The organism is Agromyces sp. NBRC 114283 (assembly GCF_030268405.1).
In the GTDB taxonomy this organism is placed as follows: Bacteria; Actinomycetota; Actinomycetes; order Actinomycetales; family Microbacteriaceae; genus Agromyces; species Agromyces mediolanus.
On the sequence record NZ_BSQP01000001.1, the window covers coordinates 1121633 to 1138298 of the forward strand.

Annotated in this window: 17 protein-coding genes; 12 read left to right on the top strand and 5 right to left on the bottom strand. The window is 72.2% G+C overall.

Annotated features, from left to right (window positions below):
• Positions 1-5 precede the first annotated feature (5 nt).
• The 3 genes from QSJ60_RS05320 to QSJ60_RS05330 are packed head-to-tail and all read left to right on the top strand — an operon-like array spanning position 6 to position 2832.
• Positions 6-959: a carbohydrate ABC transporter permease gene (locus tag QSJ60_RS05320; protein ID WP_230763926.1), complete on the top strand. Its 954-nt coding sequence runs from the start codon at positions 6-8 to the stop codon at positions 957-959.
• Complete coding sequence (locus QSJ60_RS05325; RefSeq protein ID WP_189083499.1) at positions 959-1870, top strand: carbohydrate ABC transporter permease; 912 nt, start codon at positions 959-961, stop codon at positions 1868-1870. The genes QSJ60_RS05320 and QSJ60_RS05325 overlap by 1 nt, the downstream gene beginning before the upstream one ends.
• Positions 1867-2832 (top strand): BadF/BadG/BcrA/BcrD ATPase family protein, encoded by a 966-nt coding sequence (locus tag QSJ60_RS05330; protein WP_285462886.1) that lies wholly within the window; start codon positions 1867-1869, stop codon positions 2830-2832. Before QSJ60_RS05325 ends, QSJ60_RS05330 begins: the two co-directional genes overlap by 4 nt.
• Before the next feature lie 67 nt (positions 2833-2899).
• On the opposite strand, the gene QSJ60_RS05335 is transcribed toward QSJ60_RS05330, so the two are convergent.
• Positions 2900-3472: a MarR family winged helix-turn-helix transcriptional regulator gene (locus QSJ60_RS05335; protein WP_285462887.1), complete on the bottom strand. Its 573-nt coding sequence runs from the start codon at positions 3470-3472 to the stop codon at positions 2900-2902.
• Between the two features lie 189 nt (positions 3473-3661).
• Here QSJ60_RS05335 and QSJ60_RS05340 point away from each other — a divergent pair, with 189 nt between their 5' ends.
• Genes QSJ60_RS05340 through QSJ60_RS05355 form a run of 4 tightly spaced genes read left to right on the top strand, consistent with a single transcriptional unit; the run spans position 3662 to position 7151 of the window.
• A complete protein-coding gene (locus QSJ60_RS05340; RefSeq protein ID WP_285462888.1) occupies positions 3662-4522 on the top strand; it encodes an ABC transporter substrate-binding protein in 861 nt (286 codons plus the stop codon).
• Positions 4506-5405: an amino acid ABC transporter permease gene (locus QSJ60_RS05345; protein WP_285462889.1), complete on the top strand. Its 900-nt coding sequence runs from the start codon at positions 4506-4508 to the stop codon at positions 5403-5405. Before QSJ60_RS05340 ends, QSJ60_RS05345 begins: the two co-directional genes overlap by 17 nt.
• On the top strand, positions 5392-6180 hold the full coding sequence (locus QSJ60_RS05350; protein ID WP_285462890.1) for an amino acid ABC transporter ATP-binding protein: 789 nt from the start codon (positions 5392-5394) through the stop codon (positions 6178-6180). Before QSJ60_RS05345 ends, QSJ60_RS05350 begins: the two co-directional genes overlap by 14 nt.
• An 11-nt stretch (positions 6181-6191) precedes the next feature.
• Positions 6192-7151 (top strand): aldo/keto reductase, encoded by a 960-nt coding sequence (locus QSJ60_RS05355; RefSeq protein ID WP_285462891.1) that lies wholly within the window; start codon positions 6192-6194, stop codon positions 7149-7151.
• A gap of 83 nt (positions 7152-7234) precedes the next feature.
• Here the strand turns inward: QSJ60_RS05355 and QSJ60_RS05360 are convergent, their stop codons facing one another.
• Entirely contained in the window at positions 7235-8095 is an 861-nt protein-coding gene (locus QSJ60_RS05360) for an SDR family oxidoreductase (protein WP_285462892.1), read from the bottom strand.
• Positions 8096-8205: 110 nt separating this feature from the next.
• On the opposite strand from QSJ60_RS05360, the gene QSJ60_RS05365 reads away from it, so the two are divergent.
• The gene (locus tag QSJ60_RS05365; protein WP_285462893.1) at positions 8206-8574 is read left to right on the top strand and encodes a winged helix-turn-helix transcriptional regulator; all 369 of its coding nucleotides are present in this window, start codon (positions 8206-8208) and stop codon (positions 8572-8574) included.
• A gap of 190 nt (positions 8575-8764) precedes the next feature.
• On the opposite strand, the gene QSJ60_RS05370 is transcribed toward QSJ60_RS05365, so the two are convergent.
• Positions 8765-9313: a TetR family transcriptional regulator gene (locus tag QSJ60_RS05370; protein ID WP_285462894.1), complete on the bottom strand. Its 549-nt coding sequence runs from the start codon at positions 9311-9313 to the stop codon at positions 8765-8767.
• Between the two features lie 80 nt (positions 9314-9393).
• Here QSJ60_RS05370 and QSJ60_RS05375 point away from each other — a divergent pair, with 80 nt between their 5' ends.
• The gene (locus tag QSJ60_RS05375; RefSeq protein WP_285462895.1) at positions 9394-9900 is read left to right on the top strand and encodes an FBP domain-containing protein; all 507 of its coding nucleotides are present in this window, start codon (positions 9394-9396) and stop codon (positions 9898-9900) included.
• 132 nt (positions 9901-10032) lie between these two features.
• A complete protein-coding gene (locus QSJ60_RS05380) occupies positions 10033-13170 on the top strand; it encodes a DEAD/DEAH box helicase (RefSeq protein ID WP_285462896.1) in 3138 nt (1045 codons plus the stop codon).
• An 81-nt stretch (positions 13171-13251) separates the two neighbouring features.
• Here the strand turns inward: QSJ60_RS05380 and QSJ60_RS05385 are convergent, their stop codons facing one another.
• Both QSJ60_RS05385 and QSJ60_RS05390 read right to left on the bottom strand, forming a co-directional pair.
• A complete protein-coding gene (locus tag QSJ60_RS05385) occupies positions 13252-14607 on the bottom strand; it encodes an MFS transporter (RefSeq protein ID WP_285462897.1) in 1356 nt (451 codons plus the stop codon).
• Positions 14601-15074 (bottom strand): TIGR03618 family F420-dependent PPOX class oxidoreductase, encoded by a 474-nt coding sequence (locus QSJ60_RS05390; protein ID WP_285462898.1) that lies wholly within the window; start codon positions 15072-15074, stop codon positions 14601-14603. The genes QSJ60_RS05385 and QSJ60_RS05390 overlap by 7 nt, the downstream gene beginning before the upstream one ends.
• A gap of 141 nt (positions 15075-15215) precedes the next feature.
• Here QSJ60_RS05390 and QSJ60_RS05395 point away from each other — a divergent pair, with 141 nt between their 5' ends.
• Together QSJ60_RS05395 and QSJ60_RS05400 are read left to right on the top strand one after the other, a co-directional pair.
• Positions 15216-15683 carry a MarR family winged helix-turn-helix transcriptional regulator gene (locus tag QSJ60_RS05395; RefSeq protein ID WP_285462899.1) on the top strand — a complete coding sequence of 156 codons (468 nt, stop codon included), beginning with the start codon at positions 15216-15218 and terminating at the stop codon, positions 15681-15683.
• A 73-nt stretch (positions 15684-15756) separates the two neighbouring features.
• Positions 15757-16611, top strand: a complete 855-nt coding sequence (locus QSJ60_RS05400) for a 3-hydroxyacyl-CoA dehydrogenase (protein WP_308084723.1) — start codon at positions 15757-15759, stop codon at positions 16609-16611.
• Positions 16612-16666 lie beyond the last annotated feature (55 nt).

Sequence of the window (16666 nt, forward strand, 5' to 3'; positions counted from 1 at the left end):
AGACCATGTCCGCCACCAGCATGACCACGGCGCCCCGCCGCCGAGGGAACACGGGCATCGCCCTGACCCGACGGACGGGCATGGTCTTCGTCCTCCCGGCGCTGATCCTCTTCGGAGTGTTCATCGCCTACCCGCTGCTCACCGCGCTCAGCTACTCGTTCTTCGGGTGGACGGGCATCGTGCGCGGCGACTTCGTGGGCGTCGAGAACTACCTGACGCTGTTCACGAAGCTGCCCTACAGCGAGGACATCCCGAACGCCTTCGTGCACAACGTGCTGCTCTTCGTCGGCGCGATGCTCTTCCAGAACACGGTCGGCCTCGGACTGGCGACCCTGCTGCACCGGGTGCGCCGCTTCAAGCGCTTCTTCCAGACGATGTACACGCTGCCGTACCTCGTCTCGCCGCTCGTCATCGGCTACCTGTGGTCGCTGATGCTCTCGCCGCTCTTCGGCCCGGTGAACGCGGTGCTCCGCACGATCGGCCTCGGCGAGATCGCCCAGCCCTGGCTCGGCAACCCGCAGACCGCGATCTGGGTCGTCGTCTTCGTCACCGCCTGGCAGTGGATCGGCTTCCCCGTGCTGCTGTACGGCGCCGCACTCGGCGGCATCCCCGAGGAGATCGAGGAGGCGGCCTCGCTCGACGGCGCGAGCTCCTGGCAGCGCTTCCGCTCGATCACGCTGCCGATGCTCGTCCCTGCGATCGGCACGGTCAGCGTGCTGACCTTCATCGGTGCGATGGAGGCCTTCCCGATCCCGTACGCCCTCGGCGGCTCGCAGGGCAACCCGGCCGGCGCGACCGACGTGCTCAGCCTGCTGTTCTACCGCACGGCCTTCGAGTCCGGCTCCTCGAACGCGATCGGCACGAGCTCGGCCATCGCGACCCTGCTGTTCCTCTTCATCTTCGGCATCTCGATGCTGATCACCTGGCTCATGCGCCGGGCCGAACGGAAGCTCTTCTGATGACCGCGACGATCTCCCCCAGCACCGCCGACGCGGCACCCGGCGAGCGCCCACCCGCCCGGCGGCGCCCCGCCGCCCCGCGCCGCCGCCAGAAGGTCACGGCCGGCGGCGTCGCCTCGAGCACCTTCCTCTGGCTGTACGCCGCGATCTCGATCGCCCCGCTGCTGCTCATGCTCTCGAACTCGCTGCGCACGACGCAGGACATGGCGAAGCATCCGCTCGGGCTACCGCTTCCGCCGAACTTCACGAGCTACCAGAAGGCGTGGATCACCGCGTCCTTCGACACCTACTTCTTCAACTCGATCTTCGTGACGGTGGCGTCGGTGCTGCTGTCGACGGCGGTGTCGCTGCTCGCGGCGTACGCGTTCGCCCGCACGAAGTCGAAGCTGTTCGCGACGCTCGAGGGGCTCTTCCTCTCCGGGTTGATGCTGCCCGTGTACCTCGCGATCCTGCCGCTGTTCTTCATGCTCGACGCGGCCGGCCTCATTTCGAACCTCGGCGGCCTGATCCTCGTCTACGGCGCCCTCGGCATCCCGTTCTCGACCTTCGTGCTCGCGAGCTTCTTCCGGCAGCTGCCGATCGAGCTCGACGAGGCCGCCCGCCTCGACGGCGCGGGGCCGTTCATGACCTTCTGGCGGGTGCACCTGCCGCTCGTGCGCCCGGCGATCGCGACGGTCATCGTGTTCCGCTTCGTACCGGTGTGGAACGACTTCTTCTACCCCCTGATCCTGATCCGCGACCAGTCGGCGTACACGTTGCCGGTCGGCATCACGCGCTTCTTCGGCGAGTACCAGACCGACTGGGCGACGCTTTTCGCGGGCCTCACGCTCGCGACGATCCCGCTCGTCGTGCTGTTCCTGCTCGCGACGAAGCAGATCGTCTCGGGCCTCACCGCCGGCATGAGCAAGTGACCCTGCGGCTCGGCATCGACCTCGGCGGCTCCGGGAGTCGCCTCGCCGTCGTCGGCGGCGCCGGGCCGCGGCGCGAGCTCGCCGGGGAGCGGGTCGGGGTGACCGGCGCGGGCAGCTCGGCGCCGGCGACCGCGCTCGGACTGCTCCGCCTGGCGCGGGAGCGGTGGCCCAAGGAGCTCGCCGCGGTCGAGGGGCTCGGCCTCGGCTCCACCGGGCTCGGCACGCTCGTCGCCGACCCGGCCGCCCTCGCCGGGGCGCTCCGCGCGGAGCTCGAGTCCGCTCGGCCCGCGGACGCCTCGGCGCCCGCCGTGGCCGTCGCGATCGACGCCGTCACCGCCCACCTCGGCGCGCTCGGCGGCGAGTCGGGCGCGATCGTCGCCCTCGGCACCGGAGCGATCGCCTTCGGTTCCGACGGGCACGGGATCTGGCACCGCGTGGACGGCTGGGGTCACCTGCTCGGCGACCGCGGCGGCGGCGCGTGGATCGGACGGCGCGGCCTCGAGGCCGCCCTGCTCGCGTACGACGGAGTGGATGCCTCGGGCGCCGCCCTGCTCGCGGCCGCGCGCGCCCGCTTCGGGGAACCGCTCGGTTGGCCGGCGCAGCTCTACACCCGGGACGACCGGGCGGGGGTGCTCGCGGGCTTCGTTCCCGATGTCGTCGCGCTCGCCGCCGACGGCGACGGGGCCGCGCTGGCGATCGTGTCCCAGGCGGGGGCGGAAGCCGCTCGGAGCGCCGCCGCGGCGCTCGTGCCCGGAGTCGCGCCGCTGGTCGCGACGACCGGCGGACTGTTCGGCGCCGGCGGGGCGCTCGTGGAGCGCTTCGGGGCGACGCTCGCCACGCTGCGCCCCGACGCGGAGGTGCGGGCGCCGCTCGGCGATCCGCTCGACGGCGCGCTGCTGCTCGCCGAGCGGGCGGCGCAGGGTGAGCTCGTCGCCCGCGCGCCGTCGCTCTGGCTCGGCTGAGCAGTCAGGGCGCGCTTCCGTCGCCGGCCGCCCCGCGGCGGCGGCCCCGCGGCATCCGCCGCTCGCGTCAGCTCCGCCGACGCGCCTCGCTGACGCTCGCCGCGAGACGAGAGAGGCCGCGCTTGATCGCCTCGGCCTCCTCGGGATCGAGGTGCTGGTACCAGAAGGACTCCCGCGCGTTGTAGTCGCGATACACCTCGTCGCAGGCGCGCGTGCCCTCGTCCGTCGCCGAGATGACGATGCTTCGACCGTCCTCGGCGGAGGGCGAGCGGTCGACGAGGCCGTCGGCCTCGAGCCGTTTCAGCAGCGCCGAGACCGCCGCGCGGCTCATCCCCGTGAGCTCGGTCACGCGCAGCAGCGTCGACGGTCCCACGGTGGTGAGCACGAGCAGCACGCGGAGCGCGGCCGAGCTCATCCGCTGCTCGAGCTCACCGCGGATGTCGTAGACGATGAGCTCGAACGCCCGGTGCAGGGTCATGAAGAACTCAGCGGCCTCGAGGTCGAGCCACGGGCGCTGCGCGCCCGCGTTCTTCGCGAAGTGGTCGACGAACGACCAGTAGTCCACCTCGCCGTCCGGTGCGGAATCGAAGTGCGGGGCGGGCGAGCGCCCCGCCGCGGGCCGGTCGTCCGGGCCGGTCACGAGTCGTCCCCGTGCTGCGCTGCGGTCAGGATGCGCCCCTCTCCTCTGCTGGCTGACGGCCCGCGACGCACGTCGACGTGCGGGCGATTCCCCGATCATACCCACTCGCGAGGAAATTAGTTCACATATTGACTAACGCGTCGCGACGTGGATATGGTCGCCTCACACCGCCTCTCGAAAGGACGAGCAATGAAGCTTTCCCCCCGTCGCTCCACTGCGCTCGGCGGCGCACTCGTGGCCGTCGCCCTCGGTCTCACCGGCTGCGCGCAACCGGCCGCCGACGCCGCCGATCCGCTGGCCGGACTCCTCGCCGAACCCGGCGTGCTGATCACCGCCGACAGCGGCAGCGTGAAGCCGCTGAAGTACACCGAGGGCGGCAGCGGCGAGATGAAGGGCGTCATCCCCGACCTCACCAGGGAGTACGCGAAGCGCCTCGGCCTCGACGTCCGGTTCGAGAAGGTGTCCTCCGACGCCGTCATCCCCGGGGTGCTCGCCAACCGCTACGACGTGGCGCTCGCCGCCGGCGACTTCGCCGAGCGTCGCAAGACGCTCGACTTCGTGGACATCGTCGAGGGCGGCGTCGTCCTCGTGGTCCAGCTCGGCAACCCGGCCGGAGTCGGCGGGCGCGACGACCTGTGCGGTCGCAGCCTCGCGATCGTCAAGGGCAGCATCCAGCAGGGGTATGCCGACGAGGAGCAGCAGGCGTGCGCCGCCGCGGGCAAGCCGGCCATCGACATCCAGGGTTACGCCGACGGGCCCACCGCGACCCTCGCCCTGCAGAGCGGGCGTGTCGACGTCGAATGGTCGGACCTCGCGGTCGCGAACCAGCTGGTCAAGGACAGCCCGGAGGAGTTCGAGCTCGCCGGCGAGCCCGAGCTGCTCGCACCGTACGGCGTGGGCATCCCCAAGGAGAAGCCGGAGCTGACCGAGGCGATCCACCGGGTCCTCGCCGAGATGAAGGCCGACGGCACCTACGATCGGATCCTCGCCGAGTGGGGGCAGGAGAGCCTCGCGCTCGAGGAGATCGAGATCAATGGCTCGGACTTCTGAGTCGCTCGCGGCGCCGGCGTCCGCCGCCGGCGCCGCGGCCGGTGCGCGGCGCGAATATCGCTTCGCGAGGCCGGTCCGCTGGAGCTGGTGGATCTCGGGCGCGGTCTCGGTGCTCGTGCTCCTCGGCGTCGTCGACTTCCTCGTCAACGGTCGCAACTGGCAGTGGGACGTCGTGGCCGAGTACCTCTTCCACCCCGACATCCTCGCGGGCCTCGGCAACACGATCATCCTCACGGTGACGTGCGCCGTCACCGGGCTGCTCATGGGCGGCGTCGTCGCCTACCTCCGGATGTCCGGGAACCCGGTCTTCCGGGCGATCGGAGCGGTGTACATCTGGCTGATCAGGGCCATCCCGGCGCTCGTGCTGCTGCTCTTCATCTTCTTCCTCGCCGCACTGCTGCCGCAGATCCCGATCGGGCTCCCGTTCCTCCCGCCGTTCGCGACGCTGCCCACCAACACCCTCATCTCCCAGTCGACCGCGGCGATCCTCGGGCTCACGCTGATCCAGGGCGCCTACATCGGCGAGATCTATCGCGGCGGCATCCTCTCGGTGCCGCGCGGCCAGCTCGAGGCGGCCCGCTCGATGGGCATGACCCACTGGCAGGCCATGCGCCGGATCATTGCCCCGCAGTCGATCCGGGTCGTCATCCCGCCGCTCGGCAACGAGATGATCACCCTCTTCAAGAACACCTCGCTCGTGTTCGTGATCGGGTACACCGAGCTCCTCACGACCGTGCAGCTCATCTACGGCGAGACCTACCAGACCATCCCGCTGCTCGTCGTGGCGTGCATCTGGTACCTCGCCCTCACCAGCATCGCGATGCTCGGCCAGCGCCAGCTCGAGAAGCGATTCGGAAAGGGGTTCCGCGGTGTCGACGACTGAGACCGTGCGTGCGCCGCTCGTTCGGGCGCGCGATGTCGAGAAGCGCTTCGGCGAGCACACCGTGCTCGCCGGCATCGACCTCGAGCTGCAGGAGGGCCAGGTCATCAGCCTGCTCGGCCCCTCTGGCTCGGGCAAGAGCACCTTCCTGCGCTGCATCAACCTGCTCGAGCAGATCGACTCGGGGGAGATCCGCTACCGCGACGAGGTGCTCGGCTTCGAGCTGCGCGACGGGGTCTACCACCCGCTCGCCGAGAAGCGGAAGAGCCGGCAGCGCGTCCACTTCGGCATGGTCTTCCAGCAGTTCAACCTGTTCCCGCACCTCACCGCGCTCGAGAACGTCTGCGAGGGTCTGCGCGTCGTGCAGCGGCAGTCGAAGGCGGAGGCCGAGGAGCGCGGCCGCTTCCTGCTCGACCGGGTCGGCCTGGCCGACAAAGCCGGGCAGTACCCGGCCATGCTCTCGGGCGGGCAGCAGCAGCGGGTCGCGATCGCGAGAGCGCTCGCCCCGCGACCGGCGGTGATGCTCTTCGACGAGCCCACCTCCGCGCTCGACCCGGAACTCGTCGGGGAGGTGCTCGACGTGATGCGCGAGCTCGCCGACGCCGGGATGACGATGCTCATCGTCACCCACGAGATGAACTTCGCCCGCGAGGTGAGCGACGCGGTGGCCCTGCTCGACCAGGGCCGGATCGTCGAGTTCGGCCCGCCCGATCAGGTGCTCACCGAGCCGCAGTCCGAGCGGGCGAAGGCCTTCGTCAACGCCATGAAGAGAAAGTGAACGACACGAACATGCGAACCATCGGCACCACCGGCATCGAGGTCAGCGAGCTCTCGCTGGGTTCCTGGAACACCTACTCACGACTGAGCTTCGAGGCGAACGTGGCGCTCGTCGACCACGCCTTCCGCAGCGGCATCCGCTTCTTCGACGTTGCCTACTACCGGGACAAGCCGCACACCGAGGTGCTCTTCGGGCGGATGCTGCAGGAGGCCGCCTTCGACCGGGAGGACATCGTCCTCGCCGAGAAGGTCTGGTTCTTCGACTACCCGGAGCGCTCGCTCGCGGCGCAGCTGGACGCCTCGCTGCGCCGCCTCGCGGTGGAGCAGGTCGACGTCATCATCGTCGAGCACCCGCGCGAGGGCATGGACGTCGCGGCGCTCGCCGAGGAGGCGGCCGGGCTCGTCACCTCCGGCCGGGCCCGGGTCTGGGGCGGGCTCAACTGGCGGCCGGAGCTCATCCACCGGGCCTGGACGCACTGCCGCGAGCGCGGGCTGCCGACGCCCGAGCTCGTCCAGCTGAAGTACTCGCTCGTGCGGCAGAACGTGGTCGACGGCCCGGACTACGCGCGGGTGCTGGCCGAGACCGGCATCAGCGTGCACGCCTCGGACAGCCTCGAGGGCGGCATCCTCACCGGCACCCTCGCGCCGGTGCGCAAGATCGGCCTCGACATCGGCGGGATCCGCGAGGAGATCCGCGCCCGGGTGCCCGCGATCCAGGCGGCGGCCGCCGAGCTCGGCGTGACGGCGGCGGAGTTCGCGATCGCCTTCGCCGTGTCGAAGCCGGAGGTGTGCTCGCTGCTGTTCGGCGCGACCCGGCCCGAGCAGATCGATGCGAACCTCCGAGGCGTCGAGCTCGCGGCGAACCGTGGGGAGGAGGTGCGCCGGCTCGCGGCCGGGCTCGGCATCGACGCGCACGAGATCGACCCGCCCTACGCCCACGCGGCTCCGCTCACCGAGGAGTTCGTGGCCTGAGCCTCCGCGGGAGGCATCCGCTGCGATGCGAGGAGGGGCGGCGCCGATCGGCGCCGCCCCTCCTGGTTCGTCCGTCGGTCGGCTCAGGCGGAGATTGCCTGACGGAGGCCGTCGACGAGCGAGGTCGTCGGGCGGCCGATGAGGCGCGCGAGGGTGCCGTCGGCATTCGCGAGGACGCCGCGGCGGATGCCGTCGTCGATGCCCGCGACGAAACCGGCCGTGCCCGCGTCGAGGCCGGCCGCCTCGAGGGCGGCGACGTGCTCCTCGCTCGAGACGGGCGTGTACGCGACCTCGCGGCCGGTGAGCTCGGATGCCGCGGCGGCGAGCTCCTCGTAGCCCCAGGCGTGCTCGCCCGAGAAGTCGTAGACGGCGCCGAGGTGGCCGTCCTCGGTCAGCAGCGCCGCGAGCCCCGCGGCGAGGTCGGCCCGGGTGGCGCTCGCGACCTTGCCGTCGCCGACGCTCGCGAGGATCGTGCCCGACTCGGCGGCCTGCTGCACGTCGCCGACGTAGTTCTCGGTGTACCAGTTGTGCCGGGCGATGACGGCGGGCACGCCGGACGCGGCGATCGCCTCCTCGGTGGCCTTGTGGTCGGGCGCGAGCACGAACTCGGCGGTGGTCGCGTTCGGCACGCTCGTGTAGACGAGCTTCGCGACCCCGGCGGCCTTCGCGGCGTCGATGACGTTGCGGTGACCGGCGGCGCGGGCGCCGGGGGCGCTCCCCGAGATGAGCAGCACGGTGTCCACACCCTCGAGCGCGGCGGAGATGGTCTCGGGACGGTCGTAGTCGAGCACGGCGGTGCGGACGCCCCGCTCGGCGGCCGACTGCAGCTTCGCGGTGTCGCGGGCGGTGGCGACGAGCTCGGCCGGGGCGACCCCGCGCTCGAGCAGGGCGTCGACGACGAGGCGGCCGAGCTGGCCGGAGGCGGCGGTGACGAGGATGGTCATGCGATGGTCCTTTCGGGAGCGCCGGCCCCTCCGGCGTCACCAGGGCCAACCGGATGCCTCGGCCCGCGCATTCCTTCTGGCGGGTACCCACTTTCCGGTAAGGTACCCACATGCAGGTAAGTCTTGCGGATCTGCGCATCGAGCGCCCGAAGATCTTCACCCACGGCTGCCCGACCCGGGTCGTGCTCGACCACGTCATGAGCCGCTGGGGCGTGCTCGTGCTGCTCGCGCTCAGCGAGGGCACGCTGCGCTGGGGCGAACTGCGCCGCGAGGTCGACGGCATCAGCGAGAAGATGCTCGCCTCGACGCTGCGCACGCTCGAGGCCGACGGCATCGTCGTGCGCACCTCCTACCCCGAGGTGCCGCCGCGCGTGGAGTACTCGCTGAGCCCGCTCGGCGAGGAGCTCATGCAGCGCATGCTGCCGCTGGTCGGCTGGGTCGCCGAGCACGCCGAGGGCATCGTCGAGCAGCAGGGCTGACGCGCCGCCTCCCCGCCTCCGCCTCCCCGCCCCATCCCTCTGTGCCCCCGCCCCACCTCCCCACCCCATCCCTGGGCATGACGTCACTATTTGCGGGTGCCGAGGCCTGCGCACCCGCAAATAGTGACGTCATGCCGGAGTTGGAGGGCGCAGGTGGTTGGAGGGCGCAGGCGGTGGATGGCACAGGCGCTCAGTCGACGGCGAGCTCCCGGTCGACGGCGGCAGCCATGAGGGCGCCGGGGTCGGGAATCAGGCCCGGATCGATCCGCTGCGCTCCGGCGACGCCGAAGGCGATCAGCAGCAGTCGGCTCGCGGCGGCCGTCCGGTCGCCCGTGCCGGGGATGCGCTCGGCGAGCGAGCGTTCGAGCGCGCGGTAGCTCTCCGCGAAGGCCCCGGCGAAGCGGTCGTCGCTCTGGGCGTGGCGCCAGGCATCCGCCCATCGCGCGAGCCCGGCGAGGTCGCCGTCGGCGAAGGGGGAGAAGAACGCGTCCACCGCGGCGCGGCCCGGGGTCGGCGCCTCGAGTTCGTAGGCGGTGCGCTCGCGCTCGACGTAGGCGAGCCAGGCCTCGGCCGCGAGCTCGGAGGTGCTCGCGAAGCGGTGGTGCACGAGCCCGGGGGAGACGCCGGCCTCGCTCGCGACCGCGCGCGAGGTGACGGCGCCGAGGCCGTCGCACTCGAGCACGCGGACGGCGGCGCGCAGCAGCTCCGCGCGTCGTTCGTCGTGCGAAAGGTAGCTCACCCTCGAATTGTACACGCGCCCAAAACTGCTCTAGCGTCGAATTGGGCAAGTGCCCAAATTGAGTGGAGAGGAGCGTGCTCATGCGCGCCATGACCCCAGCGGAGATCCGCGGGTCGATCCGGAACGCCGATGACCGCGTGCGCCGCACCATGCTGCTGCCGCGCGCGCTCGGGGAACTCGACTGGTCGGTGCGCGACGTGCTCGCCTGGCGCGACCCCCGCGCGCGCCACCGGGGCTACCTCGTGCGCTGGGCGGCCGCGCCGTCCGGCGGGGCGAGCCCCGAGGGGCTGCTGCTCACGATCGCGCGCCCTCCCGGCCGGCCGGACCGGGCCGTCATGTGCACCTTCTGCCGGTTCACCGCCCGCTTCGAGGAGGTGGCGCTGTTCACCGCGCCTCGCGCCGGTGCGGCCGGGCTGCGCGGGGACACCGTCGGCGTGCTGGCCTGCGAGGACCTCGCCTGTCACGCCCGGGTGCGGCAGGCGCCGCTGCGCGGACCGCTCGATCCGCCCGTCGAGGAGATCGTCGCGGCCAGGGTCGCGGGCCTCGCCGAGCGCATCGACGCCTTCTTCGCCGACGTGCTCGGCTGAGTCATCCTGCGCCCGGCGATGGGCGGGGCGCCCGATAGATGCCTCGGCGCGCGGGCAGAGTCGCGCATCGAGGCATCCGACGTGCACCTCGCGCCGCGCCCGCGCGTCGGCGGGAGCTGCGAGCATGGTGGGGTGACTGCGCCGCCGACCGATCCCGCCGACTGGCGCGCGGCGCTCGACGGACTCGTGCCGCCTGCCGAGCCCGGGATGCGCGGCCGGCCCGTCGCGCCGGCCGAGGAACGCGGAGCGCCCGGTCAGGCCCGGCAGACGCCCACCCCGCTCGCACTCCAGTTCGAGCTGCGGCACCGACTCGAGCAGCGCCCCGGGCAGTGGCGCGGACCGAAGGACGAGCCGGCTACCCGCCTCGCCCAGGTCGACCGACTCGCCGCCCGGCCGGTGACCAGAGGCGCGCGCGGGGCCTGGGTGAAACAGGGGCTCACCTGGCAGAACATCGCCTACCAGGGTGAAGCGGGCGGCTTCGACCCGGTGCACGCCCGCTGGTTCGCCCAGTTCGCCCTGCTGAAGGGCGGCAACCCGGGGGTCTACAACCCGTACGGTTCCGACTGGATCACGCTCGACGAGTACGAGAGCCCCGTGCTCTGGGCGCTGCTCGCCGAGGCGATGCGGCTCGGCATCCCGCTCGTGGGCGGCGAGGCGACCCCGACCGTGCGCGTGCTCGGGGCCGCAGAGCTCGGCTTCGACGCGAGCGCCGACGACGGCGGGCTGAGCCTCGCCCCGGTCGCGCGCTTCGCCGGGCGCCGGGAGCCGGCACCGGTGCCGCTCGGCGGCGTGCGGCTGATCGGAAGGCACGGCCTGTACCGGGCCGCCTTCGAGCGGGGCGCGATCGAGCTGGCCCCGCTCGCCGCCGCGCCGTCGGCCGCCCAGCTCGCATTGCTCGACCGGCCCGACGCCGTCCGGGTGCCCGCTGCCGAGCTCGCGGAGTTCACGCGCACCCACTACTTCGCACTCGCGCAGGCGGTGCCGGTCGCGAGCGCCGACGGCAGCTTCGAGCCGCCGCCCGCGCCGCCCGCCGAGCTCGTGCTGCAGCTGCGCTACGAGACGGGCGACGTCGTGCGCGCCGCCTGGACCTGGCGCTTCGCCGACGGTCGCGTCGCCGAGGCGAGCGCCGACGACGCGGAGGACGGCGAGGGCGGGGCGGATGTCGAGCGCGACCCCGACCTCGTCGCCCGCGTGCTCGACGTGCTGGGCTGGGTGCCGTTCGAGGCGGTCGTGCTGCGCGGCATCGACGCCGCGCGTTTCGTCGCCGAGCGGCTGCCCGAGCTCGAGCGCCTCGCCGAGACGCGGCGGCTCGTCATCGAAGAGCGCGGTGAGCGGCCCGACTACCGCGAGCTGCTCGACCCGCCCGAGCTGCGCGTCACGATGGTCGAGTCGCCCAAGACCGACTGGCTCGACCTCGGGGTCGTCGTCACCGTGAACGGCAAGCCGGTGCCGTTCCTGCCGCTGTTCCGCGCGCTCGCGCAGGGGCGCAAGCGCCTGCTCCTCGTCGACCGCAGCTACCTCTCGCTCGAGCTGCCCGTCTTCGACGAGCTCCGCGCGCTCATCGCCGAAGCCGAGGGGCTGGTCGAGTGGGAGGCGGGCCTCAGGATGCCGCGCGAGCAGGCGCTCGCGCTCTACGCGGACTTCGAGGATCTCGCCGAGTTCGAGGGGCCCGCGCTCGCCTGGCGCGCGCTCGTCGCCGCGGTCGGGACGCACTCGGATGGCGCGGATGCCTCGGCCGCGTCGGCCCCGGTCGAGCCGCCCGCCGGCTTCGCCCTGCCGCTCCGGCCGTACCAGCTCGAGGGCTTCCGCTGGCTGGCCCGGATGCGCGCGGCGGGGCTCGGCGCGGTCCTCGCGGACGACATGGGGCTCGGCAAGACGGCGCAGGCACTCGCGCTCATCGCCCACGCCGCGCACGAGGGGTCCGGTCCGTTCCTCGTCGTCGCGCCCACGTCGGTGGCGTCGAACTGGGTCGCCGAGGCGGCGCGCTTCGTGCCCGGCCTCCGGGTCGCGCGGCTCACGACGACCGAGCGCGCGGGGCGGCCGGGCATCGCCGAGGCGGCGGCCTCGGCGGAACTCGTGGTGACGAGCTACGCGGTGCTCCGGCTCGAGGCGGCGCGCTTCACCGAGGTGGACTGGGGCGGGCTCGTGCTCGACGAGGCCCAGTTCGTGAAGAACCCGAAGACGCGGGTGCACGAGGCGGCCCGGGGCATCCGCGCGCCCTTCGTGCTGGCCCTCACCGGCACGCCGATCGAGAACCACCTCGGCGAGCTGTGGGCGATCCTGCGCCTCGTCGCCCCCGGCCTCTTCCCGAGCCGGCGCGGCTTCGACGAGCGCTACCGCCGCCCGATCGAAGACGACGGCAACACCGAACGCCTCGCGAAGCTCCGCCGCCGCATCCGGCCGTTCCTGCTGCGCCGCACGAAGGAGCTCGTCGCGCCCGAGCTGCCCGAGAAGCAGGAGCAGACGGTCGCCGTCGAGCTCTCGGCCGCCCACCGCCGGATCTACGACGCGACGCTGCAGCGCGAACGGCAGAAGCTGCTCGATCTCGTGAAGGACGAGAGCGGCCGCTTCATCCTGTACCGCTCGCTCACCCTGCTGCGCATGCTGGCGCTCGACCCCGGGCTCATCGACCCCGCGCACGACGGTCTCGGCTCGGCGAAGCTCGACGCGCTGCTCGAGCAGCTCGAGGAGCTCATCGCCGAGGGGCACCGGGCGATCGTCTTCAGCCAGTTCACCTCGTTCCTCGCGCGCGCCGCGGCGCGGCTCGATGCGGCCGGCATCCCCTTCGCGCTGCTCGACGGCTCGACGCCGGTGGCGCGGCGGGATGCCGAGGCGGCCCGGTTCCGGGCGGGGGAGGCGCAGGTCTTCCTGATCAGCCTCAAGGCGGGCGGCTTCGGACTGAACCTCGTCGAGGCGGACTACGTGTTCCTGCTCGACCCGTGGTGGAACCCCGCGAGCGAGCAGCAGGCCATCGACCGCGCGCACCGCATCGGCCGCACCGAGCGGGTGATGGTCTACCGGCTCGTCGCCGCCGACACGATCGAGGAGAAGGTGCTCGCCCTGCAGGCCCGCAAGAGCGAGCTCGTGGCCGGCGTGCTCGGAGCGGGAGCGGCGGAGGCCGGTGGGGCGGGGGCGGCGGAGGCCGGCACGGCTGAGGCCGACGCTGACCCGGCCAAGGCATCCGAGTCCGACGGGCTCGCCCCTGACGACGTCGACTTCGCCGAGGCGCGGTTCAGCGCGGAGGAGCTGCGCGCGCTCCTCGACGGCTGAATCGGCCGTCTCGTCTCGCCGTTCGCCGCAAGACGTCGGTTTCTGCGGGTGCCGAGCGCTCGCGACCCGCGAAGACTGACGTCATGACCCGAGGCCGGCGTCCGGGTCGGGGCGCGGGCCGCGCCGGCGTCGGGGTTCCTCGATGCCGAGGTGCACCCGGGTGCGCCTGCGCTCGATGACGATCATGAGCGCGCCGAGCCCCCAGAGCGGCAGCTGCGTGAGGAACGCGATCTTGAACGCCTCGAGCGAGTAGTCCTCCGGCGTGCCCGCACCCTGCAGATCCATCGCGAGGCCGATCAGGAAGATCGCGATGAGCGCCGCGATGAACCCGCCGCCGTTCACGATGCCGTTCGCCGTGCTGAGGCGGTGGCTCGGGTTGAAGGTGCGCGCGTGGTCGAAGGCGATCATCGAGGCCGGGCCGCCCGTCGCGAGGGCGAGTGCGAGCCCGAACAGCAACCACAGCGGCGTCTGTCCCGGCCACACGATCACGGCGGTCCAGACGAGGGCCTGGATGCCGACGATCGGCAGCACCAGCAGGCGGGAGCGGCGCATCGGATGCCGGCTCGAGAGCAGCCCGATCACGGGGCCGACGATCATGCCGAACACGACGAAGACGCTGATGATGAGCGAGGCGGTCGCGGGGCTCAGGCCCTCGCCGCTCGTGAGGAACGGGAATCCCCAGAGCATGACGAAGGCGGTGCCGGCGAACGGCGTGGTGAAGTGCGACCAGAACGCCAGCCGGGTCGCCGGGTGGCCCCAGCTCTCGCGGAAGCCCTCGCGCAGGTCGGCGGCCGAGGTGACGACGCGGATCGCGCCCGTCTCGGTGTTCACCGCGATGTCGGCGGCACGGCCGGGCGGACGGTTGCGGATGACCCCGAAGGTCAGCACGGCGAAGAGCACGCCGAGCCCGGCGAGGCTGCCGAACGCCACCGACCAGCTCGTCGCGTGCAGCAGGGCGGCCATCGGCAGCAGCGCGAGCAACTGCCCGAGCTGGCCGACGATGCCCGTCATCTGCACGATGAACGGGGAGCGCTGATCGGGGAACCACGTCGCGACGACGCGCAGCACGCTCGGGAAGATCGCCGCATCGCCCGCGCCGAGCAGCATGCGCGCGAAGATCGCGATGCCCACGTTCGGCGCGAACGCCATCACGAGCTGGCCCGCGGCCATCAGCAGCATGCCGATCGTGATGATCGGCCGGGCGCCGTAACGGTCGAGCAGCAGGCCGACGGGGATCTGCATGAGCCCGTAGACCGCGAGCTGGATGACGGCGAACATCGACAGCGTCGAGGCATCCGCCTGGAAGCGCTCCGCGGCATCGACGCCGACGGCGGAGAGCGAGGTGCGGTTCGTGACCGAGACGATGTACGCGGCGACACCGACGGCCCAGACGACCCAGATGCGCCAGGGCGCTGCGGCGGCGACGCGGGTCACCATCCGATGAGCTTCGTGGGGCGCACCCGGAGCACGGTGGAGTAGTCGCCCGTCATCCGGTCGAGCGACCAGCCGAGCCGCTCGAGCCCGGCGCGGTACTTCGCGAGGTAGGGCTCGCGCAGCCGCTCGATCCACTCGGCGGCGGACTCCTCGCTCAGCTCGGCGAGCCCCTGGAAGACGGTAACGTCTTCGCCCTCGGCGTCGGTCTCGAAGTGCACGAGCACCTTCGGGTCGCGGCGCACGTTGCGCGTCTTCACCGAGCCGGGCTGCACGAGCACCTGGATCGTGTCGCCCTCCCAGAGGAACCACACCGGCACCGCGTGCGGGAAGCCGTGCTGGTCGATCGTGCCGAGCCAGGCGACCTCCTCGTTGCCGAGCCGTGCGATCGCCCGGGCGTGAACGGGGTTCGCGGGGTCGAAGTGGAAGGGGGCCGGCGGCTCGGGGGACGGTGCGGGCGGTGAAGCTGACATCTGGTGGTGACCTCCGCGTCAAGCCTCGCAGTCCGGCCCGGGCGAGGCAAGCGAGGAGCGGTGGCCGCGCCAGTCCGGTGTTGCGGAATGCAACGGGCGGGCGTAGCGTTGCATATAGCAACAGCAGATCCGGAGGTCGCGATGGTCGAAGCAGTCGGGCGCACCGCCGACGCACGCACGCGCAGCACGGATGCCGCCGCCATCCTGAGCGCGCTCATCGTCATCTCCCGTCGCGGCGTCGCCGACGCGCGGACCGCGCGCATCCGGCTCTCGATGACCGAGCAGTCGATCCTCGGTTACCTCGTCGAGCACCCGGGTGCCCGCTCCACCGACATTGCGCAGGCGTTCCGGCTGAACCGCTCGACCGTGTCCCGGCAGCTCGCCGGCCTCGTGCGGCTCGGCGTCGTGCGCGAACTCACCGACGCCTCGGGGCGCGGCACCCCGCTCGAACTCACCGAGGACGGCTGGGCCGCCTACCACGAGGCGATCGGCATCCTGCAGGGCGTCGTGGACCGCCACCTGAGCGACTGGAGCGATGACGAGGTGGCGCGCTTCGCGCGCGACCTGCAGCGCTTCAACCGTGACGCCGAGGGCGAGACCCGCCCCTGACGTCGCCCGAGCGGGCGGCCCGCCCCTGCTCGAGCAGCTCCACCAGAAGCTCCACAAGAGAAGAGGAATGACCATGCAACACATCACCGTGCTCGGCACCGGAGTGCTCGGCTCGCAGATCGCGTTCCAGACCGCGTACCACGGCTTCGACGTGGTGGCCTATGACGTCGACGAGCCCGCGCTCGCCGCGGCGGAGGAGCGCTTCGCCAAGCTCGCCGAGACCTACCGCGCCGAGGGCGTGGCCGGTGCCGCCGAAGGCAAGGCTGAGGAGGCGCTCGCGCGCATCCGCACGAGCCACGTGCTCGCCGAGGCCGTCGCCGACGCGGACCTCGTGATCGAGGCCGTGCCCGAGAACCCCGACATCAAGAAGTCCGTCTACGAGGAGCTCGGCCGGGTCGCTCCCGCCCGCACGATCTTCGCGACGAACTCCTCGACGCTGCTGCCGAGCGCCCTCGCGCCGTTCACCGGGCGGCCGGAGCAGTTCCTGGCGCTGCACTTCGCGAACCGCGTCTGGGCGCACAACACCGCTGAGGTGATGGGCACCGAGCAGACCGACCCGGCCGTGTACCGCGCGGTCGTCGAGTTCGCTGGGCAGATCGGCATGGTCCCGATCGAGATCAAGAAGGAGAAGGCCGGCTACCTGCTGAACTCGCTGCTCGTGCCGTTCCTGCAGGCCGCCGGCGAGCTGCTCGTCGACGGCATCGCCGAGCCGGAGGCGATCGACCAGACCTGGCGCATCGGCACCGGCGCCCCGATGGGGCCGTTCCAGATCTACGACATCGTCGGCCTGACCACGGCGTACAACATCTCGATGATGGGCGACGAGAAGCAGCGCGCCTTCGCGGCACTCATCAAGGAGCGCTACATCGACCAGGGCAAGCTCGGCGTCGCCACCGGAGAGGGCTTCTACACCTACCCTGCAGCCTGAGCCGACGGCGACTCCGGCGAACGACAGAACGCCCGCCCCTCCAGTCGGAGAGGCG